We start from the raw sequence: 23,207 nt of genomic DNA, 5'->3' as shown, positions 1-23,207 counted from the left end.
AATCCAGCCAGCTCAATGCAATACGGCATTTATCCTAAAGAAAAAACTTGATGATATCTCCATAAAAAAAGCCCCTGACGGGGCTTTTTTAGCGTAGCGCAGATCTTAGTGATCCGATGCGCCTGAGATACCAATACCGGTTTGTGAGCGTACAAACTGCGCATCAAAGGCTTTGCGTTCTGCCTGAGCCTGTGCCGAATTATCCGTCACAGAGAACAACCAGCAGCACAAGAATGATAATGGCATCGCGAAGATTGCAGGACCATTGAACGGGTTCACTGGCGTATCAGAAATACCCAAAGTATCGACCCATACTGCTTTAGACAGCACAATCAAGGTTACTGCGGTTACCAGACCTGCAACACCACCAATCACTGCACCACGTGTCGTCAAGCCTTTCCAGAACATAGACAATACCAGTACCGGGAAGTTGGCACATGCCGCAACAGAGAATGCCAGACCGACCATGAAGGCTACGTTTTGTTTCTCGAACAGAATCCCGAGAATCATCGCGAAGATCGCAAGACCTAAAGTCGCAATCTTAGACATACGTAGTTCCGATTCAGGCGTGGTTTGGCCTTTCTTCAAAACGTTGGCATACAAGTCATGCGAAATTGCTGAAGCACCTGACAGGGTCAAACCAGCAACGACCGCAAGAATCGTGGCAAATGCAACTGCAGAAATGAAGCCCATGAACAGGTCGCCGCCCACTGCATCAGACAGGTGCACCGCCGCCATGTTATTACCACCCACCAGCTCCAGCTTGCCAGTCACAGCCATTTTCGCAACATCAAGGAATTGCGGGTTGTTCGATACATATAGAATCGCACCAAAACCAATGATGAAGGTTAATAGGTAGAAATAACCAATAAAACCTGTAGCAACTACGACTGATTTACGCGCTTCTTTGGCATCTTTTACCGTGAAGAAACGCATCAGGATATGTGGCAGACCTGCGGTACCAAACATCAATGCCAGACCTAAAGAAATCGCATCAATCGGATTAGATGCCAGACTACCCGGACCCATGATTTTGGTCGCATCTGTCAGGCTCAAGTCATGTACTTTTGAGTAGACACCAATCGCCTGTTCAAACATGTTGGTAAAGCTGAAGCCCACACCTTTCATAACCATGAATGCCATAAAGGTTGCACCAGACAGCAACATCACCGCCTTGATGATCTGTACCCAAGTGGTTGCCAACATACCGCCGAACATCACGTAGGCCATCATCAACAAGCCAACGATCACGACTGCAATGTTATAGTTCAGACCGAATAGAAGTTTGATCAGCTGACCTGCACCCACCATCTGTGCAATCAGATAGAACGCGACCACAACCAGTGAACTTAAAGCAGCCAAGGTACGTACCGGTTTTTCCTGTAGACGGAAAGACACTACGTCTGACAGGTTGTATTTACCCAAGTTACGCAGACGTTCTGCCACCAGGAACAATACGATCGGCCAACCGACCATAAAGCCCAGTGAATACAGCAAGCCATCAAAGCCTGACAGGAACACCATCGCAGAAATACCCAGGAAAGATGCGGCTGACATATAGTCACCGGCAATCGCCAGGCCATTCTGGAAACCAGAAATACCGCCACCGGCCGTATAGAAATCTGTGGTGCTGGTGGTTTGTTTCGCTGCCCATTTGGTAATGAACAGTGTTGCACCGACGAAAATCACAAACATGATAATCGCGTGCCAGTTGGTCGCCTGCTGTTCTGCTGCACCCAGATCAGGACCAGCGAAAGCCATACCTGAGGCCATTGCAGTTGCAGCAAGAGCAATAAGAGAATTCCATTTCATCTTAGTGGTGTCCTTTTTCATGAGCAATCGCTTCGACTTCACGGATTGCTTCTTCAGTCAATTGATCAAGTTTGTTATTGGCAATGTAGGAATACACACCACACAAGATAAACGACAGGACAATGATACCCAGACCGAGTGGAATACCCCACGTAGTCACACCACCTGAAATTGAAGACAATAGAAATTCTTTGTTGTAACCAACCAGCAACATGAAACCCACATAGACAAATAGCATAATGCCGGTCAACGTCCAGCTGAGCATACTTTTCTTGCGGACCATTTCCTTGAATTTTGGATTTTGTAGAATACGATCTACTTGTACCTCATCCATAATTACTACTCCTGTAGCCCAACCTTGGGCTGCCTATTTTTTAATTCGAATTATCACTGTTGCAAGTTAACAATAATCGTAGGTGCTTGTAATTTAGACTTTGGTCGTTAAAAAATGATCAATTTAAACTGTAGCGTTCACGATGCGTTATCATAGCGGCATGATCAGTACACATCAGGCTATATGAACAGTTGGCTCATCATAGGGGTACTCGCCCTCTATATCGCATTACTCTTTATCTGCGCTTTCTACGGGGAAAAACATGCCAGCCGGCTGAGTACCCGTGGGCGCATGCTATTGTTTAGTTTAACTTTAGGCGTCTACTGTTCCTCCTGGACCTTTTATGGCGCCACGGGTGCTGCGGTACGTGAAGGCATTATTTTCCTGCCGATCTATCTGGGTCCGCTGCTCTTCGTTGCCGTCGGCTATGACATCTGGCGTCGTCTGGGACGGGTGAGACAGCATCATGCCATTTCTTCGATCGCTGACTTTGTCGCAGCACGCTATGGTAAAAGTGGTCCCCTCGCCTCGCTGGTAACCATTCTGGCGGTGGTAGCGATTGTGCCTTATCTGGCCTTGCAGTTACGTGCGATTGCCTTAAGTGCCGCCGTCATTCTGGAACCTTCCGCAGGTGTAACCGGCACGACCAATGGCGTACTGTTTCTGACTGGGGTTCTGGCAATACTGGCGATGATGTTTGGTACCCGGCAGATTGCCAATACTGAACAGCATGGCGGCCTGATGCTGGCCGTGGCATTTGAGTCTTTTGTCAAACTCTTCGCCCTGCTGGCAGTTGCCTGTTTCTTTATGTTTGAAGCACCAGAAAATCTGGCACAGATCAGTAGCGATATCAGCACTACTTTTCATGATGTACAACTGTTTGGCGTGCCACAAAGTTTCTGGATTCAGACCCTGCTCGCGGCACTGGCCATTATCTGCCTGCCGCGCCAGTTCCATGTGGCGGTGGTTGAGCTACGTGATGAAAAACATATTCGTGGTGCGCGGCGTTGGTTTGCAGTTTATTTGATTCTGACTACCTTGGCGATTATTCCAATTGCCAGCTGGGCGCTACATGCTGCACCGCAATATCTGGCCATTCCGGATGTGGCGGTCCTGTCCTTACCACTTAGCTATAATCAGGACTGGTTGACCTTATTGGCATTTCTGGGTGGTTTCTCTGCCTCTACCGGGATGCTGCTGGTGTCTTCGGTGGCACTGTCAATCATGCTCAGCAATGACCTGATCATGCCGGCGTTGTGGCGTTTAAAGCTGATTTCCCGGCATGACAAACGCTTGCCGCTGGTGCTGAAATTTACTCGCCGGGTCTGTATCCTGGGCGTGATGTTGATGGGCTTCCTGTTCTTCAAGTTCTTTAATGATATTGACCAGTTGTCGGTTTTTGGTCTGTTGGCATTTAGTGCGGTGGCACAATTCGCCCCTGCCCTGATCGGTGGCCTGTACTGGCGTGGCGGTAGTAAACAGGGTGTCTATGCTGGACTCCTGACCGGTTTTGCCTTGTGGGCTTATACCCTGCTGTTTCCAACCATTTTGCGAAGCCTGCCAGAAGCCTATAGCAGCTTTAGCCAAAGCTTGCTGAATCAAGGGCCTTTTGGCTGGAACTGGTTAAGACCGGAAGCCCTGATCGGTTTTGAGTCTTTTGATCCACTGACGCATGGCGTAGTTTGGGCACTGGGCTTAAATACCCTGCTGTATATCTGGATTTCCCGTATTTTCCGTCCGAGTATTGCCGAACAGATTCAAGCCGAAAGTTTCTTCTATTATGAAACCAAGCCACTACCCTCGCAGAGTCCTTCTAACGAGGTCAGCTATTCGCATCAGGATGTCGCCCGTTTAAAAGTCGGTGATCTGATTACCCTGGCTAAACGCATTACCGGCGAAGGCCCAACCACACGCGCTTTCCAGCAGTTCTGCACCCAAAACAGTGTTGAGCTGAATGAAAACAGCAGTGCCAATGGCATGTGGTGGCGTTTCACCGAACAGTATCTGGCGGGGACTATCGGGGCAGCCTCGGCACGTACCCTGTTGACCACAGCTATGGTTAATAATGGTTTGGCATTGGGTCAGGTCGCCAATATTCTCGATCAGGCCTCGCAATGGCAACGCTTTAATCAGAACCTGATCATGACCATGATTGATCACATGACCCAAGGGGTCAGCGTAGTCGATGAAAACATGTGTCTGGTGGCCTGGAACAATCAGTATCTGAAACTGTTTGATTATCCGACCGATATTGTCTATGTCGGTTGTCCGATCGCCGACCTGATCCGTTATAACGCTGAACGTGGTGAATGTGGCCCGGGCTCGGTTGAAGAACATGTACGGAAACGGATTCACTGGATGCAGGTCGGCAGTGCCCATGAATTCGAACGAATTCGTAAAGATGGCCGCGTCATTCAGATGCGCGGCAATCCGATCGAAGGCGGCGGGTTCGTTACCACTTTCGCCGATATTACTGCCTTCCGTGAAAATGAAGCCGTGCTTGAAGCCCGCGTTCAGGACCGTACCCAGCAGCTGGCCGATGCATTGTCCGAGCAGCAACTGGCGCGTGAACAGGCCGATAAGGCCAATATGTCAAAAAGCCGCTTCATTGCAGCCGCCAGTCATGACCTGTTGCAGCCAATGCATGCCGCGCGCCTGTTCAGTACCGCACTCGAACAAAGCGTGCAGAATGATGAAGACCGCAAGACCTTACAACAACTGGATCGTGCTTTGCATGGTGCAGAAAGCATGTTGTCTGCCCTGCTGGATATTGCCCGACTGGAAGGCGGCACCATTCAGCCGAAACGTCAGGCTTATCCGCTGCATGACTTGCTCAGCGATCTGGAACTCCAGTTCAAATCCATCGCTGCACAGCGTGGTATCAAGTTCAGTGTGCATGATGCACAGTTCTGGATTGATACCGATCCACAATGGATTCGCCGCATTATCCAGAACTTTGTCAGCAATGCGTTGCGTTATACTGCCAGAGGTAAAGTGGTGGTCGGTGTATTACGTTCGAGCAGCAGACCGAATCATATCCGTATTGGCGTCTGGGATACTGGCCCGGGCATTGCCGAAGAACAGCGCATCAAACTGTTTCAGGAATTTGAACGTTGCGGCCACACCTCGCCTTGGGGTGAACAGGGTCTGGGCCTAGGTTTGGCGATCGTACAACGCATGACCAGCATGCTGGACTATCCGGTACATGTGTCTTCTGCGCTGGGTAAAGGTTCCTGCTTTATGATTGAAGTGCCTGTGATCGAAGCACCGAAAGTGGTCGCAGCACCGGTTCAGGCCGTACCTTTAAAGAGCAAAGCCTTTAAGATTCTGTGTCTGGATAATGATGAAACCATTCTGGAAGGCATGTCGACCTTATTGACCAAATGGGGTTATCAGGTGTTTAAAGCCACTGAACCTGAACAAGCAGCCATGCTGATTCAGCAGGAAAATATTCAGGTCTGGCTGGTGGATCAACATCTGAATCAGGACAAGATCGGTCTGGATTTCATTCTGGAACATCGTTCGAAGGATATTCCGGTCGCGTTGATTACCGCCGATTCCGATCCGGAATTGCCGCAACGTCTAAAAGAGCTAAACATTGTTCTGCTGAAAAAACCGCTGAAACCGGCCTCATTACGTTCATGGTTATCTGGACTGAAAATTTCCGACTCCTAAGTAGATAACGATCTGATCAATGCCCATTTCACACCCTGAAATGGGCATTTTTTATACTCAACTGCCACATAAACTTACCTAGCTTGCATAAAATTTATTCTAATGTGCTAAAAGCAGCAAATATGCCGAAAATACAGCTGAATAAATTGACCAAAATGCTCATTTTTTAATTCACTATGGCAAAAACTGACGAATGTATTAATGTACATGTGTACACTTAGTTACAATTAATTATCTTATTGTTTTTAATAAAAATTAAAGAGTAGTTTTCCACTACTATAACTTTAGTCGTATTTTTATCCCTTGTACTTGGCTCTAAAAATAGAGGAATAAGAAACGATCAGTTTCCATCTCATGTAGCCTTAATTTTTTTGGTCGCTGATCTATTTCTGCATATCGGAGTTCTTCACATGAACATAGATCAAAACCAGGGCCTGAATCAGACCCAGCAGTTTCACCGTCAATATGGCGCCAACGCCTTATTGCCAAGCATTAACTGGGCACAGATCTTTAAATACAGCAAGCTGAATGATGCCCAGTATCAGGCACTGGAAACGCTGTATCAGAGTGCAGTACCCCTGGCACTGCAAGTCTTTGATGAATTACATTTTGATGTCTTTGAACCTTATGCCTACAAGCCGCAAGGTCTGGGACTATTTGAAAAGATTGCTGAACAGGAAGACAAGCTGATTCAGTCTTTAGAAGCTGAAACAGAGGACCTTCCAGCAAAAACCCGTCATCAGATCTGGAGCATGTTGCTGCGTGGTGGCGCGGTACTGGTCTTTAAGGCCTGGCTGGGTAAAGTCAAAAATGAAGAAGATTGTCTGGACACCAGCCAATTTGATGAGCTGTCTGATCTGTTATTTATCAAAACCTGTCCACATGAACTGGCGCAGCGTTTACATGTCGACCCGAATACGCGCGACGAACATGTCTTCCTGATGTATGACAATGAAGTTTATCTGGATCGTTTTAACAGTCTGGAAACTGCAGCGCTGTTTGTCGATCTCGGTGTTTATGATGCGACTTTCCTGAGTCTGCGTGATGATCGCGTGGCGGAATATCTGAAATCGAAAGGTTATGTCACTGAAGAGCAGATTGATGAATTGCAATGTGCCTTAAATCCTTTGTTTTGTGATGATTTCACCCGCAAACAGGATTATATCGCCTAGCTGACTCAGGCCTTTGCACTCAATTTTGCAGATTTCGCCCATAAAAAAAGACCTCCAAGGAGGTCTTTTTCAATTCGGCTATGCAGAACTTACATTTTGCGGTCTTCAATATTCAGTGCATTAATGGCCAATACCGCTTGCGTCCGGTTTTGTACGCCAAGCTTACGGAAGATTGCAGTCACATGCGCTTTAATCGTCGCTTCTGACACATCCAGTTCATAAGCGATCTGCTTGTTTAATAAACCTTCAGCCACCATCATCAATACCCGGAACTGTTGCGGCGTCAAAGACTGGATCCGTTCTGCCAAAGCCGTTTCATCGGCAGCACGCGGATCAAAATTCATATTGGCTGGCAGATTTGGTGGTAACCAGATTTCACCTTCAAGCACTTCACGAATCGCTTCACCAATATGGCTTGGATGGGCAGATTTAGGAATATAGCCCATCGCACCATGTGCAATAGCACGCTGGATGATGCTGACTTCTTCATGTGCAGACACGACAATAATCGGTAAAGACGGATACTGTGCGCGGACATGCACCAAGGCAGAAAAGCCAGAAGCACCCGGCAGGTTTAAATCCAAGAGCACAAGATCAGGCTCAGGGCCATTTTCTAGACGTTCATAAAATTCATTGACTGCCGCAGTTTCATGAATCTGGGCTTGTGGCAGGCTATAACGTACAGCTTGAATCAAGGCATGACGAAATAGTGGATGATCATCAACGATTAAAATATTCATAGGCAACGTGAGAGAGATCTTGGCACGGTAGCCTCTATTCTAACCACACAACCCGGTTAAGGATATGCAAGACACTACAATTTTTAAAATAATATGCAGTTTTTCTTCAAAATTGCCCATTTTTGCACTATTGCAATAATTGTTTAATTCTCATCACTTTTTTATATATCATTTATTCCTCACTGAAAAAGCTTATCTTTATTCAATATAAATATAAATATCAATTACTTAAATGCAAAACCTCCTTAAGAATCGAGCCTTTGTCGTATATCGTAAAATTAGATAACTTTTCAGCTTTTCGTTATTTTACAGCCCTTCGCTGAATCGTGATTAATAGGAACATTCCGAGATTACCCCTATTTTTCAGGTTCTAAATATGTCTAATTTTAATGCGCAAAAACCCTTAAATATTGTGGCCGTATCTGGCGGTTTAAATCATCCTTCAAAAACCGAAGCTTTGGTTCAGGCGATTCTGGATGAGCTTGGAGAAGCGACATCTATTAATGTGCATTTCATTAAATTTAGCGAAATTGGTTCGCTCTTGGGCGGCGCGATTTACCGCAATCAATTGCCGCAACGCGTTCAGGATGACCTGGCAGCTGTAGAAGCCGCAGATGCGCTGATTGTCGGCACTCCTGTGTACCGCGCTTCATTTACAGGCCTGTTCAAGCATTTCTTTGACTTTGTCGAGCAAACGGCGCTGGTGGATGTTCCGGTATTACTGGCGGCTTCTGGTGGCAGTGACCGTCATGCACTGGTACTTGAACATCAACTGCGTCCTTTATTCAGCTTCTTCCAGGCACAGACTTTACCGATTGGGGTCTATGCTACCGACCGCGATTTCACCCCTGAATATACCATCCACAGTGAACTGCTCCGCGACCGGATTACCCTGGCTGTAGCGCGTGCATTACCGATTCTGGAATGGGCACCAGCCAAGGGACAACGTTCTGAAGTGATTAAAGAAAAAACCATTCAGGCGAGTCAAAATCTAGGCATTAATAAGCAGATCGAGCAGGAAGAAGTGCTGCCTTCAGCAGCCGTGCCTAGCCTGGATGCCGCAGAATCGCGCTTGCACAGCAAGAAAGCACCAAAGACTCAAGTGGCTTGAACATAGCATTGCAGAGGGTGATGAATATGTCGAATGATAAAAATATCGTATTTGCCTATTGGGTACCGAATGTCAGCGGTGGCTTGGTGGTCAGTAACATCGAGCAGCGTACCGACTGGAGCTATGACTATAACGTGCGTCTGGCACAAACGGCTGAACAGGCAGGCTTTGATTATGCTCTGACCCAGATCAGTTTTACTGCCGGCTATAACGCAGAAAACCAGCATGAATCAGTGAGCTTCAGTCATGGCATTCTGGCCAAAACAGAACGTCTGAAAGTCATTGCCGCAATTCTGCCGGGTCCATGGAAGCCGGCACTGGCTGCCAAACAACTGGCGACGATTGATCATCTGAGCAATGGCCGGATCGCGATCAATGTGGTCAGTGGCTGGTTCCGCGGTGAATTTGATGCGATTGGTGAAGAATGGCCGGAACATGACGAGCGTTATGCCCGTTCGGAAGAATTTATCCGTAGCCTAAAAGGGGTTTGGACCCAGAATAACTTTAATTTTGAAGGTAAATATTATCAATTTAAAGACTATACCCTGAGTCCAAAACCGCTACAAAAACCGCATATTGAAATCTTTCAGGGCGGCAGTTCCCGGGCAGCACGTGATATGGCATCCCGTGTATCTGACTGGTACTTCACCAATGGCAATGCCCCGGAAGAGCTGAAAAAACAGATCGATGATATTCGTGAAAAAGCCAAGGCCAACAACCACTCGGTGAAAATTGGTGTAAATGCCTTTGTGATTGCACGGGATAGCGAAGAAGAAGCTCAGGCCGTATTGCAGGAAATCATTGCCAAGGCCAATGTGCAGGCAGTGAAATCTTTTGGTGAAGCGACCCGTGAAGCCGGCGCAGCAAGTCAGGAAGGTGAAGGCAACTGGGCCAAATCCACCTTTGAAGATCTGGTGCAATACAATGACGGATTCCGCACCAATCTGATCGAACCCCCCCAGCAGATTGCTGAACGGATTATCGAGCTGAAGAAAGTCGGTGTCGATCTGATTCTGTCAGGCTTTTTGCACTTTATTGAAGAAATCGAATATTTTGGCCAGAAGGTGCTGCCTTTGGTCCGTGAGCTTGAAGCACAACAGGCAACCCCTGTGCAGCAAGAAGAAGCTGAGCTCGTATAATCATTCCAATAAATCTCAGCAGATTCACTCCCTCCCTCAAGGCTCGGCTTGGGGGGATTTTTTTATGTGATAAAATTGTTGTCTGGCTAGGTTTAAGATCATCAATTCCTTAAAATTCTGCACTAACGACTTTCCAAGAATTTGAACAATGCAACTGATCTGGTTTCGTCAAGACCTCCGCATTCATGATCATGCCGCGCTCTGGCATGCCACCCAGCAAGGCAGCTGTATAGCACTGGTGGTTCTCTCTCCCGAACAATGGAAGCTGCATCAGGATGCCCGGACTAAAATTGATTTTTATCTGCGCCGCCTCGGCATCTTAAAGCAGCAGTTAGCGCAGCTGAATATTCCATTAATCATTTTAAATGTTCCCTTATGGCAAGACCTGCCGGCCGAAATGCTAAACCTGTGTCAAAAACTGCGGATTGATACGCTACATGCCAATATTGAGGTGGGCGTGAATGAACTGCAACGTGATGCAAAGGTACAGCAGATGCTGGAACAGCAGCAGATCCGGGTCGAGCTGTATCATGATCGCAGCCTGTTTCCACTGACCAGTATCCGCAATCAGTCCAATCAACCCTATCAGGTCTATAGCGCATTCAAGAAAAAATGCTATGAGCGACTGATTCAGGATATACCGGGCTGCTATCCTGCCATTCAGCCTCAAGATCTGCTTGAATTACCGGATCAGCTGAACAATTTTGATCTGGGAAAATTTGCGGCTGATTATTCTGTTGACCATACTGCCCAGCTCTGGCCTGCGCAGGATCAAGCTGCCATTGAGCTGCTCGATGACTTTATCGGGGAGAAAATGGCTCACTATAAAACCGAGCGAGATCTACCTGCAGTCGATGGTACCAGCCGTCTGTCACCGTATCTGAATATCGGTATTCTCTCGATCCGTCAATGTATGCAGACCCTGTTTAAGGACGGTTATTTCCAGATTGATGATATCGGTCAGCAGACCTGGCTGGATGAACTGCTGTGGCGCGAGTTTTATCTGCATACCCTGTTTGATTTTCCCCGTGTATCCAGGCATCAGCCTTTTAAGGAAAATACCGATAACATCCAGTGGCGCAATGCACCTGAAGATCTGGCTGCTTGGCAACAAGGACACACCGGGATTCCGATTGTGGATGCCGGCATGCGGCAAATGCGAGCCACTGGCTGGATGCATAACCGGGTGCGCATGATTACTGCGATGTTTCTATGTAAAAACCTACTGATAGATTGGCGCTTGGGAGAAAGCTGGTTCATGCAGCATCTGATTGATGGTGATCTGGCAGCGAACAATGGCGGCTGGCAATGGTGTGCCTCGACCGGTATGGATGCCGTGCCCTATTTCCGGATTTTTAATCCGGTCAGCCAATCACAGAAGTTTGATCCGAATGGGGATTATATTCGCCGCTGGATGCCGGAACTAGCGCATCTAGATGCCAAAAGCATTCATGACCCCTATGCCAAAAATCCGAATCTTGAACTGAATTATCCAAAACCGATCGTGGATTTAAAGTCCTCCCGCATACGGGCGATTGAAGCTTTCAAGCAAATTTAAAACCAAAATTTTTCATCTCGAATAAAACAGCCTCCGATAAAGAGGCTGTTTTATTTTCAGATCAGGAATAAAAACTTGGATCAGGCACTTTTCCAGTCAGCACCCATTCCCCCACTTCCTGATATTTATAATCGATCGGGTCATGCAAGGTCTGGGTGCGGACATTACGCCAGAAACGGTCAAGATTGAGCTTGGCCGTGGTGGCCCGCGCACCCATCACCTGGAAAATATTCTGGGTAATATAGAGAGAGGTATTGGTTGCGGCAATTTTGGTTGTGGCAATGGCAACCGAGACTTCACCGCGCTGTTCAGCATTTAAATCATTCCCAAGCTCCCAGGCTGCCTGTAAAGCCTGAACCGCTTTATCTGCCAGTAAGCGTACACTTTCCAGTTGTACATAAAACTCGGCAAAATGCTTCTGGATAAAAGGATCATTCACTGCATCGTCTGCCAGTGATTTGGACCAGGCTTTTTGGGTTTGTACGGTCTGCTTGGCGACATCAAATGCCCCTTCTGCCACGCCCAAAAACAGATGCACAAAAATCAGCTGGGCAATCAAAGGCCGTAGACTGGAATATGGCGTACTCAGTGGACCGGGATTTAACAGCAATTCATCTTCATGAATTTTGACCTGCTCAAAATGGCTGGTACCACTGTCGGTCTGGCGTTGGCCCATATTGTTCCAGTCGCCCAGAAAGCTCACGCCCTCTCGCCAGGTAGGAATCACTCCTATCAGTAATTTTCCTGCTTCGTCATAACCTGAACACAGCAACATATCCGAATCAATCGAACCTGAGCAGAAGCTTTTATCACCATGGAAAATATATTCGTTTTCTGAAACTTTTGTAACTGTGGTGCGATGGTCCAGCGGATTTAGAGTATTACCCCAGAATAGATTATTTTGGGCAGTCTGTTCAAACCACAGGCCATATTGTTCCGATTGGGAAAATAATTGCACGGTCGCAATCAGCAAATGATGAAAGCCATAGACATGCGCCAATGAACTGTCGACTTGGGCTACAATTTGAATAGTTTTAAAAATGGTCTGCCAATCTGTCTCCTGACCGCCATACTGTTTTGGAATGGACAGGCCCAGCAAGCCACTCTGGCGAATCAGGTCACGTTCGGCTTTAGGATTCCCACCTTGCCGATCCCGCTCTGCTGCAGTCAAAGCAAAAATTTCAGCAAGTTTCTGGGCAATATCGACAGGAGACTGATTTAAATATGGGGATTGTGCATTCATTATTTTAACTCATGTTCAGCATGGAAACAGCTTAGCAGATCAGGGTACTGACCTATATCCGAAAGCATGCAGAGCTTATGACTGATATAAAAATACCGGCAGAATGCCGGTATTGGAACCGCTTGAATTTAAAATTTATTACGCTGTACCTCTGCGATCAGATGATCCACCACTTGCGGTTCAGCCAAGGTCGAGGTATCGCCCAGGCTGTCCAGTTCATTGGCGGCAATCTTTCTCAGGATCCGACGCATAATTTTCCCGGAACGGGTTTTTGGCAAAGCCGGTGCCCAGTGCAGCGCATCCGGGGTCGCTACCGGACCAAGAAGCTTGCGCACCCAGCTGACCAGTTCGGCACGTAATTGATCTGAACTGGCCACATCAGCCTGCAAGGTCACAAAAGCACAAATTCCCTGGCCTTTAATGTCATGCGGCATCCCGACTACAGCGGCCTCAGCCACGGATTCATGCGCCACCAATGCACTTTCAATTTCTGCTGTACCTAAGCGGTGTCCGGATACATTCAGGACATCATCGACACGGCCGGTAATCCAGTAGTAACCGTCTTTATCACGACGCGCGCCATCTCCGGTAAAATAGGTTCCCGGATAGGTCGAGAAATAGGCTTCGATAAAACGCTCCGGGTCTCCCCAAATGCTACGCATCTGACCCGGCCAAGAATCCTTAATCACCAGATTGCCCTCAGCTTCACCCTCTAGTTCCTTGCCGTCAGCATCCACAATCGCAGGTTGTACGCCGAAGAAAGGCCGTGTCGCAGAACCGGGTTTCAAATCTGTCGCACCCGGCAATGGCGTAATCATAAAACCGCCAGTTTCGGTTTGCCACCAGGTATCGATGACGGGACAGCGGCTTTCACCGACCACGGTGTAGTACCAGTTCCAGGCTTCCGGATTAATTGGCTCACCGACCGATCCTAAAATTCTCAGGCTGCTACGGTCACTTTCCCGTACAAAAGCATCGCCCTCACGCATCATGGCGCGGATCGCGGTCGGTGCAGTATAGAGAATGGTCACGTTATGCTTATCAACAATATGTCCAGTACGCGCCCAGCTTGGATATTGCGGCACACCTTCAAACATCACGGTGGTGGTACCATTCGAAAGTGGCCCATACAGTACATAGGAATGCCCGGTGATCCAGCCCACATCTGCGGTACACCAGAATACATCATCCTGCTTGATATCAAATGCTTCACGGAAGGTGCAATTCACATAGGTCAGATAACCGCCAGTGGTATGCATCACGCCCTTGGGCTTGCCGGTGGAACCTGAGGTATACAGGATAAACAGCGGATCTTCGGCATTCATCGGTTCCGGTGGGCAGATGTCATTCACTGACATAATTTCCGTGTGATACCACAGATCACGCCCTTCCTGCATTTCAATCGGGTTACCGGTGCGGTGTACCACCATTACATTTTGAATCGAGTCTGTACCTGCCAGTTTTAGTGCCTCATCGACATTGGCTTTCAGCGGAATGGCCTTACCGCCGCGCATGCCGGAATCGGCTGTAATCACCATTTTCGCCTGACAGTCTTCAATCCGGCTAGCCAGAGAATCTGGCGAGAAACCACCAAATACCACGCAATGTACCGCCCCGATCCGTGCACAGGCCAGCATGGCAATTGCGGCTTCAGAGACCATCGGCATATACAGCATGACCCGGTCGCCTTTCTGGATGCCATTTTTCTTCAACACATTGGCAAAACGGCAGGTTTCATCATGCAGTTCGGCAAAGGAAATAATCTTGTGCCGCGAAGGATGATCCCCTTCCCAGATGATCGCCGGTTTATAAGGATGTTCTTTCAGGTGCCGATCCAGACAGTTGGCACTGACATTGAGCTGACCATCAGCAAACCATTCGATTTTAAAATCGTCTTTATTAAAACTGGTATTTTTGACTTGGGTAAAGGGCTTGATCCAGTCCAGACGTTGCGCCTGTTCTGCCCAAAATTTATCTGGCTGTTCTATAGAATATTGATAACGTTCGAAATACTGGTCTTCGAGCGTGCGTGCTGTTTTTTTAAATTCTTCGGGTACTGGATAGATCTCTTGCATAGGTCACTTCCTTGATTTTGTTCTATCTCATCACGAGAGGTTAATGCTGCGTTGTTGATTGTTTTTTATGCATAATGGCAGTATGGCCTGCTTATTTCAAATCCGGCAATCATGCTTTCGTCGTAGATTATTTATACAAATTCAATCAAAATAAACCACAACTTACAGTACAGAATCTTCTGCGCAACTGTGTATGATCTGTAGCATAGCCCTTAAAAATAAAATTGACCGCTTGTGGTTATTTCATCTGATTTAGCAGGATACACTTTATGAAATCGCCTGAATCTCCCTACTTTAGCCCGCCTGCATTGCCCGCAACCGATCATCCCCTGTCGATGAAAGGTCGCTTCGGGCGCTTGAGCTTTATTGCCTGGTCGGCATTTCTGTATTTCATTTTTTTATTTGGCAGTATCGCACTGGGTCTCAGTATTGATATTGTGAATATTTCTACCCATTCCCTAGATCCCAACTGGCTGATTTCACTGCAAGGCTTGGCCAGTATCGGTGTGCTGATCATGGTTCTGGTCTATGTGTATTTCGCTTTAGTGGTGACCGTTCGCCGTTTGCATGATATGAACCGCAGTGGCTGGTGGGCGCTGTTATTTTTACTGCCGGTAGTAAACATTTTTGTATGGCTTTATATCGTTTTTGGTTCGGGCGATCGAGGCAGTAATCAGTATGGTCCGGCACGAATGACTTTGCTCTGGGAAAAAATTCTGGCCTGGCTGATGATTATTCTGACCCTGCTTAGCCTGTTGGGATCTATCGCTTTATTCAGTTATATGAGCGGTGAAGAACAAACCCCTACCCCCACGGAAATGATGCAAAAAACCACCAAATACTTTTAACAACAGCGCCGTTATTTTTAGAAAATATCCACTGGTGACTTCGAGTCCTTATTAATTTTTTGCTGAACATCAGGCAAAATAGGCAAAATTTGAATTGTGGAATTTTTGTGGCAGAGCAAAACAATACCTTAAGCCAGGTAACTGAGGGCACCACGGAGTTGTTACATCAGGCAACTGAGAAAACGACCCAGACCGTGATTGAACATACCGCCAAGTATAATGATGCCTACAGCACCATTGACAAGATCATGGAAGGTTTCTGGGAACGTGTGCCTTATTTCTGTATCGCACTGATCGTAATTACGATTTTCTGGTTACTCTCCAAAGTCTTCAAGTTTTTCGTACGTAAAACTTTGGAAAACCGCTCTTATACCCGTCAGAATCTGGTGTTGGTACTCAACCGTGTCGGCAGTACCTTTATTATTTTCTTTGGTATTCTGATTGGACTGGTGATTGCTGTTCCTGGCTTTACCCCGGGTCAGCTGATGAGTGCCCTCGGAATTGGTTCGGTCGCGATCGGTTTTGCCTTCAAGGATATTTTCCAGAACCTGCTTTCTGGTGTGCTGATTTTGCTCAGTGAACCGTTCAAGATTGGCGACGATATTATCGTAAATGGCATGGAAGGTACGGTTGAAGATATCCAGATTCGTGCGACCTTCTTACGTTCACCAGATGGCCGTCGTATTGTCATTCCGAATGCCACGGTCTACACCAGTGCGGTCACGGTGAATACTGCCTATACCCGTCGCCGCTGCGAATTCGTGGTGGGCATCGGCTATGAAGATGACATCCAGAAAGCCAAAGACCTGATTACCGCTATTTTAGATAAAGACCCGACCATCCTGAGCCAGCCGGGCTTTAGTGTCAATGTGACGGCGCTGGCTGACTTTTCTATTACCCTAAAAGCCTTCTGGTGGGTAGATACCACTGAAACCGGCACCGGAACCTCAATCAGTGCGGTGCAGGAACGGGTGATTCAGGCTTTTGCCGAGCATAATATTTCGATTCCGTATCCGGTACAGGAAGTCAAAGTCTATCGTGGTGAAGGCAATGAAGAAGCTTCAGCACGCGCTAAACAGTCGACCTAAAACATAGGGAATCACAGTTTCTGTACGGATAATACGGTTGCCCAGACTCACAGCCTGGCAGCCGTTTTTGATGAGTAAATCAACTTCATATGGAATAAATCCACCCTCCGGACCAATAACAATCGTACAGGGATGCTCAATCGCAAACGGCATCGCTTGCTCTGCATAAGGATGTGCCACATAAGCCGGACCATCCGCACTAATCAAACCCGGCAAGATATCTTCAACAAAGGGTTTAAAGCGTTTATACAGCTCGATTTTCGGAGCAACCGTATCGCCTGCCTGTTCCAGTCCCAGCTCGATATAATGATTTAACTGCTGTAAAAATGGAGTTTGCCAATAGCTTTTATCGACACGATAGCTATGCAGTAAAATGATTTTTTCAACGCCCAAGGTTACACTGTCCATGATCAGACGGCGCAGCACTTTCGGACGTGGCAAGGCCACAATTAAAGTCACTGGCAATTTTTCTGGAACAGCTTCTTCTTGCAGCGGTTTCAAGCGCACTGCTTTTTCAGAGATTTCGACAATCTCAGTCAGGTAACGCAGACCTTCCCGAATTCCGACTTTTAACGTATCTCCCACCTGGATCTGCAAATGCTGCTGTAAATGTTCCAGTTGCCGAGTTGAGGTAATGGACCAAAGTTCAGTTTCGGTTTGACGTGAATCAAGCAGGATGATGTTCATAAAAAAGAAGACCAAAAAAATATGATATATCCCTCTATTGGCTAGAGGGTGGCGACAGGGATGTCGCCTGCAGTGCTGAGGGACAGGACGTCCCTTCAGCACTGCAAAAAGCTTTTGTTACTTTTGGCCCGACAAAAGTAAGATACTGCCTACGCTATAAAAAATATATTCTGTACCTCATCAAAAGGCCGTGATTGCCCTTTGAATTGATTTAACATCGCCTCAAATCATAATTAGATCAAATTATTATTGTATAGGCCTTCCCTACTTTTGACAGCGCAAAAGTAGGCAAAACGCTTTTGTTAGGTTGATGATACTTCCCTGTATCATCAGCCTAACGACGGCATCCCTGCCGTCTTGGTAAATCCAATATCTGTTACTTATCAATATAAATTAAAGATACTGATCAATCACCTGAATATGCTTGGCAAGTGACCCCGTATTTAATTGCATAATTTGCTGCGCTGCTGCATTCAAATTTTCCGCCTTGAGCGGATCTTGCAAAAGTTCCAGTAATACCTCTGCAGCCTGCTGGGCATCCTGTACTACTGCGACTGCGTCTGCCTGAACAAACTCATCCACGATGGTCTGAAAATTAAAATAGTTTTTGCCTAAAACAGTCGGCACATTCAGCGCAATCGGCTCCAGAATATTATGTCCTCCACCTGGCTCATTTAAAGAACCACCCACATAACAGGCCTGGCTCAAAGCATACCAGAGCCACATTTCACCCATCGAATCGGCCAAATAAACCTGGGTATCTGCTTCGATACGTTGCCCTAAACTACGACGCTGAGTTTTTAATCCCAAAGACTGTGCAGCCTGGAACACCTCATCAAAACGTTCCGGATGGCGCGGTACCACAATACAGACCAAATATGGATCAGCTTCTAAAGCAGCTTTTAAAGCACTCAGAATTTCTTTTTCTTCAGGAGCATGAGTACTAGCTAATGTGACGATCTTTCGCCCCCCTAACTGCCACTCCTGTGTCAATTGATCTGCCTGCTGGATAAAGCGCTCGGGCGTAGTAATATCAAATTTGATATTGCCCAAAACCTGGGTTTTTTCGGCTGCTATTCCTAACTGGATATAACGTTGCTGGGTGGCAATATCCTGTGCCAAAAGCTGGGTTAACTGCTGTAGCATGCCTCTAGTCAGACCTTTGACCTTGGTATAACCTTTGGCAGATTTTTCAGACAGACGCGCATTCAACAATACAGTTGGCACATTAAACTGGGGTGCCTGATCCAGCAGATTAGGCCAAAGCTCGGTTTCCATCAGCAATAAAAGTTTCGGCTGATACTTTTGATAAAATTCACGAATTAAAGTTTTCTGGTCAGCAGGCAAATACACGGCTTGAAACAAATCGAGATAAGGCACTTTTAAAAAAAGTGATTTAGCGCGTACCTGACCGGTTTTGGTGGTATTGGTGACCAGCACCGGATGGCCAAGTTTTAAATAATGTTCAATTAACGGTTGGGCAGCATTGGTTTCACCCACCGACACCACATGAAACCAGATGGCATGCAGGTTTTTGGGTGGCTGAAACGGGCCGAAACGTTCTGTCAGTTCTTGTTGTAATTGTTCAGGATCGGTCGCACGTTTACGGATACGCGATTGATATAAGGGTTTAACCAGCGCCAAGGCTGCGTTATACCAAAATGGAGTGGCCACATTGCGCCCCTGTCCAAAGATTTAATGGGCAGAATATAGCAGAGCCACATCAACATGTTAATCAATGTGGCTCATTTTTAGATTATTCTACTGTAGTTAAAGCTTCTGCTTCAGCCAATGTCGGATAATCAATATAGCCTTCCGCGACATTGGTTCCGATCATATTTTCCAGCTTCAGTTCATTCAGCGGCGCATCTTCGAGCAGACGTTCGTATAGATCCGGATTGGCAATATAAGCCTTACCAAAAGCCACCGCATCAGCCTTGCCTGATGCCAACAGCTCAATCGCATCTTCACGACTTAGTTGCATATTGGCAATATAAGGCACTCCACCTGAACGCTCTTTCATATATTCAGAAATACTGTCTTCTGCCAGATATTCACGGGTAAAGAAGAAGGCAATCTTGCGCTTACCCAGCTGCTCCATGGCATAGCCAAATGTTTCACGTGGATCATTGTCGCCCATGTCATGGTCATCACAACGCGGCGCAAAATGCACCCCTACACGATCTGCGCCCCATACTTCAATCAGTGCATCAGTTGCTTCTAGCAGGAAACGTGTACGATTTTCCACTGAACCGCCGTATTCATCTTCACGCTGATTGGTTTTGCTTTGCAAGAACTGGTCAATCAGATAACCATTGGCAGCATGTAATTCAACACCATCAAAACCGGCTTCTTTAGCACGAATCGCGGCTTGCTTATATTGCTCGGTAATGGCATGAATTTCCGAAATTTCCAGCGGACGCGGCAACACATAAGGACGTTTTGGACGTAACAAGCTGACATGACCCGCCTGTTGTACTGCACTTGCAGAGACTGGTGTTTCACCATTTAACAGATCCGGATGCGATACACGACCAACATGCCAAAGCTGGGCAACAATCAGACCGCCCTTCTCATGAACCGCTTGAGTAACCTTTTTCCAGCCTTCGACCTGAGCATCGGTAAACAATCCTGGAGTATTTAAATAGCCATTGGCTTCTTCAGAAATCACTGTGGCTTCAGAAATAATCAGGCCAGCACTTGCACGTTGCGCATAGTACTCAACCATCATTGGGGTTGGAACGCGATCAGCAGTTGCGCGGTTACGGGTCAGCGGCGCCATGATGACACGGTTTTTAAGCTCTAACGCACCGAGCGTTAAAGGAGAATTTAATTCAGCCATCGTTACTCCCACCTGTTAAAGGTGTTGTTGTAGGTGTTCGATAAATTGTTGAATCAAAGTTTCATTGCGGGAGAAATATGACCACTGTCCATGCTTGGTCGCAGTGATCAGGCCAGTCTGCTGTAATACAGACAAATGATTGGACATGGTGGACTGGGAAACCTGGCCCAAACGTTCAATTTGACCTGCACAGACCCCACGTTGAAAGCCACCACACTCTTCCGCAGACAGATATTGCTCCGGAGATTTTAACCACTCCAGAATTTGTCGACGGGTCGGATTGGCTAAGGCTTTAAAAATTAGATCAAGGTCCATAGGCACATCACAATCAGTGGCGCAACGAAACTTTATTCAGCATCTGCGACCATTATATCGTATTTTTTCGATTTATATATCGAAAATTTTAGATATAATAATCACAATCTGCACAAACTTTGTTACGCCAGCTTTTAAACGATTTCTTACAGGCCCTGTTTCAGGCTTGCTTCGATAAATTTGTCCAGATCACCGTCCAGAACTGCGCCAGTATTGGAATTTTCCACACCTGTACGCAAATCCTTAATACGTGAATCATCCAGGACATAAGAACGGATCTGACTACCCCACCCAATGTCAGACTTGGAATCTTCCAGTGCTTGTGCCGCTTCGTTACGTTTGCTCATCTCGAGCTCATAAAGTTTGGCACGTAACTGCTTCCAGGCGTGGTCACGGTTGGCATGTTGTGAACGCTGGTTCTGACAGGCCACCACAATTCCGGTCGGTGCATGGGTTAAACGCACGGCAGAATCTGTTTTGTTAATATGCTGACCACCCGCCCCTGATGCACGATAAGTATCGGTACGAACATCGGACGGATTGATTTCAATTTCGATATTGTCATCAACTTCCGGTGACACAAACACGGCAGAGAACGAGGTATGACGACGGTTGCCCGAGTCAAAGGGCGACTTACGCACTAAACGGTGTACACCAGATTCGGTACGTAACCAGCCATAGGCGTACTCACCTTCCACACGAATCGTCGCAGATTTAATCCCGGCAACATCCCCATCAGATTCTTCCATCACTTCTGCTTTAAAGCCATGACGTTCAATCCAGCGTAGATACATACGTAGCAACATAGACGCCCAGTCCTGTGCTTCTGTACCGCCTGAACCAGCTTGAATTTCCAGATAGCAAGGATTTGGATCCATCGGATTATTGAACATACGGCGGAATTCAAGCTTGGCCAGTTCTTCTTCAGCCGTGCTCAGTTCAGCCTGTACATCTTCTAGCAAGCTTTCATCATCCGCTTCAACCGCCAGATCAAGCAAAGCCTGTGCATCTTCAAGCTGGGTACTTAAGCGATCCAGCACATTTAATACATTTTCAAGCTCGCCTTTCTCTTTGGCCATCGCTTGGGCACGACTCTGGTCATTCCAGATGGTTGGATCTTCTAATTCACGCAGGACTTCTTCTAAACGCTCTTTTTTCAGATCGTAGTCAAAGATACCCCCGTAGTGTTTGACCACGTTCGTTTAAGTCTTTTAATTGGTTTAGATACGGATTAATTTCCACGTGAATTACTCTCAATCAAAATTAGGCACAAAATTCTTAGCCCGATATTATAGCACAGTCTATTTCCGCTATTTTAACGATCCATTCAGTCTAAGGCTCGAATGTCTTGAGCATTTAGACCTGTATTTCCCTCATCCAATTTTCAACATCTCATAGACTCTTTTGCGTCTTTTTATCCGAAATTTTTATCGGCTTTTTAGCCCCGTTTTATGACCGAAATATAATTTTGCAATTGATTTTATAATTTAGGATTTCTTATTGGTCTGTATAAAAAATCAGCGAATTCAATAGATTCCACAATATCTACACACTTTTAATAAAACACTACATTATAAATTTAATTTTATTATTCAGTCACTTGTTCAGCAAAAATTACACAAGATTACGCTATTCACATTACTGTAACTTTCCTTTGATTGACGATCTTTGGAATTGCTCTAGACTGAAAGTTGTAACAAAAAGTGTAATGTTTTTAACTCACGATTTGAGGGGTAGTAACCATGAAAAAATTAGCGATTGCTTCGGCACTACTTTCAGCAATAGCAATGACTGGTACAGCAGCACATGCTTACCAAGCAGAAATTGGTGCATCAGCAGGAGTGGTTGATCCTGACAACGGTGGAACTAGCGGTTCTTTCGGCGTTGATGGTACATATTACTTCAATCCAGTTCAAACACGTAATGCACCATTAGCAGAAGCAGCATTCCTTGATCGTGCAAGTAACGTCAGTGCGCAATATCAATATAATGAAATTGGTGATTCTGAAGCGCATCGTTATGGCGTAGGTGCAGAGTACTTCGTACCAAATTCTGACTTCTACCTAAGCGGTAACGTCAATGGTCATGATCTGCAAGATAACAATGAGGTAGATAATGACTTAACTACTTATGCTGCAGAAGTCGGTTATCTACCAGCGCCAGGCCTATTGATTGCGGCGGGTGTGAAAGGTTGGGATAACGACGAGGATGATGGTGTAGATCCAACATTACGTGCTAAATACGTGACTACCTTAAGCAACGGTAAAGATATCAACCTGGAAGCAGGTGCAGCGTTTGGTGATCTAGATGAATACAATCTGGCAGCAGATTATTTCATCGACAAAACCTTGAGTGTCGGTGCTGATTATCACAACAATGATATTACCGATAAAAGCGAATTTGGTATCAATGCACGTAAGTTCATTAACCAGCAAGTGAGCTTAGAAGGCCGTGTCGGCTTTGGTGAACAGTTTAACAATGACTACAATACCTTTGGTGTAGCAGCGAAGTACCGCTTCTAATCTAAAACCAAAAATTAGTCATTCATAGAAAACCCATCCTCGGATG

The 23,207-nt window shown here is 46.4% G+C and carries 18 protein-coding genes; 8 read left to right on the top strand and 10 right to left on the bottom strand.

The genetic code is table 11. The features are described from left to right. Positions 1-105: 105 nt before the first annotated feature. Positions 106-1,812 carry a cation acetate symporter gene (locus F894_RS01960; RefSeq protein WP_004647269.1) on the bottom strand — a complete coding sequence of 569 codons (1,707 nt, stop codon included), beginning with the start codon at positions 1,810-1,812 and terminating at the stop codon, positions 106-108. A gap of 1 nt (position 1,813) precedes the next feature. After that, positions 1,814-2,146, bottom strand: coding sequence for a DUF485 domain-containing protein (locus tag F894_RS01955; RefSeq protein WP_004281374.1), 333 nt, complete (start codon positions 2,144-2,146; stop codon positions 1,814-1,816). Between the two features lie 183 nt (positions 2,147-2,329). Between F894_RS01955 and F894_RS01950 the strand changes: the two genes are divergently transcribed. Together F894_RS01950 and F894_RS01945 are read left to right on the top strand one after the other, a co-directional pair. After that, positions 2,330-5,821, top strand: coding sequence for a hybrid sensor histidine kinase/response regulator (locus F894_RS01950; RefSeq protein ID WP_005245757.1), 3,492 nt, complete (start codon positions 2,330-2,332; stop codon positions 5,819-5,821). A gap of 410 nt (positions 5,822-6,231) precedes the next feature. Then, the gene (locus tag F894_RS01945) at positions 6,232-6,993 is read left to right on the top strand and encodes a hypothetical protein (RefSeq protein ID WP_005245754.1); all 762 of its coding nucleotides are present in this window, start codon (positions 6,232-6,234) and stop codon (positions 6,991-6,993) included. 89 nt (positions 6,994-7,082) lie between these two features. Here the strand turns inward: F894_RS01945 and F894_RS01940 are convergent, their stop codons facing one another. Continuing rightward, positions 7,083-7,733, bottom strand: a complete 651-nt coding sequence (locus tag F894_RS01940; protein ID WP_004281370.1) for a response regulator — start codon at positions 7,731-7,733, stop codon at positions 7,083-7,085. Between the two features lie 376 nt (positions 7,734-8,109). On the opposite strand from F894_RS01940, the gene msuE reads away from it, so the two are divergent. The 3 genes from msuE to phrB all read left to right on the top strand — a co-directional run bounded on the left by msuE (position 8,110) and on the right by phrB (position 11,541). Then, positions 8,110-8,844, top strand: coding sequence for an FMN reductase (gene msuE / locus F894_RS01935; RefSeq protein WP_005245753.1), 735 nt, complete (start codon positions 8,110-8,112; stop codon positions 8,842-8,844). Between the two features lie 26 nt (positions 8,845-8,870). Then, complete coding sequence (gene sfnG / locus F894_RS01930) at positions 8,871-9,983, top strand: dimethylsulfone monooxygenase SfnG (protein ID WP_005245752.1); 1,113 nt, start codon at positions 8,871-8,873, stop codon at positions 9,981-9,983. A gap of 148 nt (positions 9,984-10,131) precedes the next feature. Further along, complete coding sequence (gene phrB, locus F894_RS01925) at positions 10,132-11,541, top strand: deoxyribodipyrimidine photo-lyase (protein ID WP_005245751.1); 1,410 nt, start codon at positions 10,132-10,134, stop codon at positions 11,539-11,541. A 61-nt stretch (positions 11,542-11,602) separates the two neighbouring features. On the opposite strand, the gene F894_RS01920 is transcribed toward phrB, so the two are convergent. Continuing rightward, positions 11,603-12,784, bottom strand: a complete 1,182-nt coding sequence (locus F894_RS01920) for an acyl-CoA dehydrogenase family protein (protein ID WP_005245749.1) — start codon at positions 12,782-12,784, stop codon at positions 11,603-11,605. 128 nt (positions 12,785-12,912) lie between these two features. Beyond that, positions 12,913-14,859, bottom strand: coding sequence for an acetate--CoA ligase (gene acs, locus F894_RS01915; protein WP_005245748.1), 1,947 nt, complete (start codon positions 14,857-14,859; stop codon positions 12,913-12,915). A gap of 269 nt (positions 14,860-15,128) precedes the next feature. On the opposite strand from acs, the gene F894_RS01910 reads away from it, so the two are divergent. Both F894_RS01910 and F894_RS01905 read left to right on the top strand, forming a co-directional pair. Next, positions 15,129-15,707 (top strand): DUF805 domain-containing protein, encoded by a 579-nt coding sequence (locus F894_RS01910; RefSeq protein ID WP_005245746.1) that lies wholly within the window; start codon positions 15,129-15,131, stop codon positions 15,705-15,707. Positions 15,708-15,814: 107 nt separating this feature from the next. Continuing rightward, positions 15,815-16,795, top strand: a complete 981-nt coding sequence (locus F894_RS01905; protein ID WP_004281355.1) for a mechanosensitive ion channel family protein — start codon at positions 15,815-15,817, stop codon at positions 16,793-16,795. Here the strand turns inward: F894_RS01905 and F894_RS01900 are convergent. The 5 genes from F894_RS01900 to prfB form a co-directional block, all read right to left on the bottom strand. Beyond that, entirely contained in the window at positions 16,769-17,482 is a 714-nt protein-coding gene (locus F894_RS01900) for a 16S rRNA (uracil(1498)-N(3))-methyltransferase (RefSeq protein WP_005245744.1), read from the bottom strand. The two genes, F894_RS01905 and F894_RS01900, sit on opposite strands and share 27 nt — an antisense overlap. A gap of 393 nt (positions 17,483-17,875) precedes the next feature. Continuing rightward, a complete protein-coding gene (locus F894_RS01895; protein ID WP_005245740.1) occupies positions 17,876-19,156 on the bottom strand; it encodes a 3-deoxy-D-manno-octulosonic acid transferase in 1,281 nt (426 codons plus the stop codon). Between the two features lie 82 nt (positions 19,157-19,238). Next, positions 19,239-20,324, bottom strand: coding sequence for an alkene reductase (locus tag F894_RS01890; protein ID WP_005245739.1), 1,086 nt, complete (start codon positions 20,322-20,324; stop codon positions 19,239-19,241). 15 nt (positions 20,325-20,339) lie between these two features. Further along, on the bottom strand, positions 20,340-20,639 hold the full coding sequence (locus F894_RS01885; RefSeq protein ID WP_004281346.1) for an ArsR/SmtB family transcription factor: 300 nt from the start codon (positions 20,637-20,639) through the stop codon (positions 20,340-20,342). A gap of 146 nt (positions 20,640-20,785) precedes the next feature. Continuing rightward, positions 20,786-21,881 (bottom strand): peptide chain release factor 2 gene (gene prfB / locus F894_RS01880; protein WP_101627160.1). Its coding sequence is split into 2 segments (ribosomal slippage): positions 20,786-21,808 and positions 21,810-21,881, totalling 1,095 coding nucleotides; the frame shifts between segments, so codons are not numbered across the junction. Positions 21,882-22,381: 500 nt separating this feature from the next. Between prfB and F894_RS01875 the strand changes: the two genes are divergently transcribed. Beyond that, positions 22,382-23,161 carry a putative porin gene (locus F894_RS01875; RefSeq protein ID WP_005245738.1) on the top strand — a complete coding sequence of 260 codons (780 nt, stop codon included), beginning with the start codon at positions 22,382-22,384 and terminating at the stop codon, positions 23,159-23,161. Positions 23,162-23,207 lie beyond the last annotated feature (46 nt).

Origin of the sequence: Acinetobacter sp. CIP 51.11, assembly GCF_000369665.1 — a bacterium.
Taxonomy (GTDB): domain Bacteria; phylum Pseudomonadota; class Gammaproteobacteria; order Pseudomonadales; family Moraxellaceae; genus Acinetobacter; species Acinetobacter lwoffii_S.
This window is presented reverse-complemented; position numbering and strand designations above follow the sequence as displayed.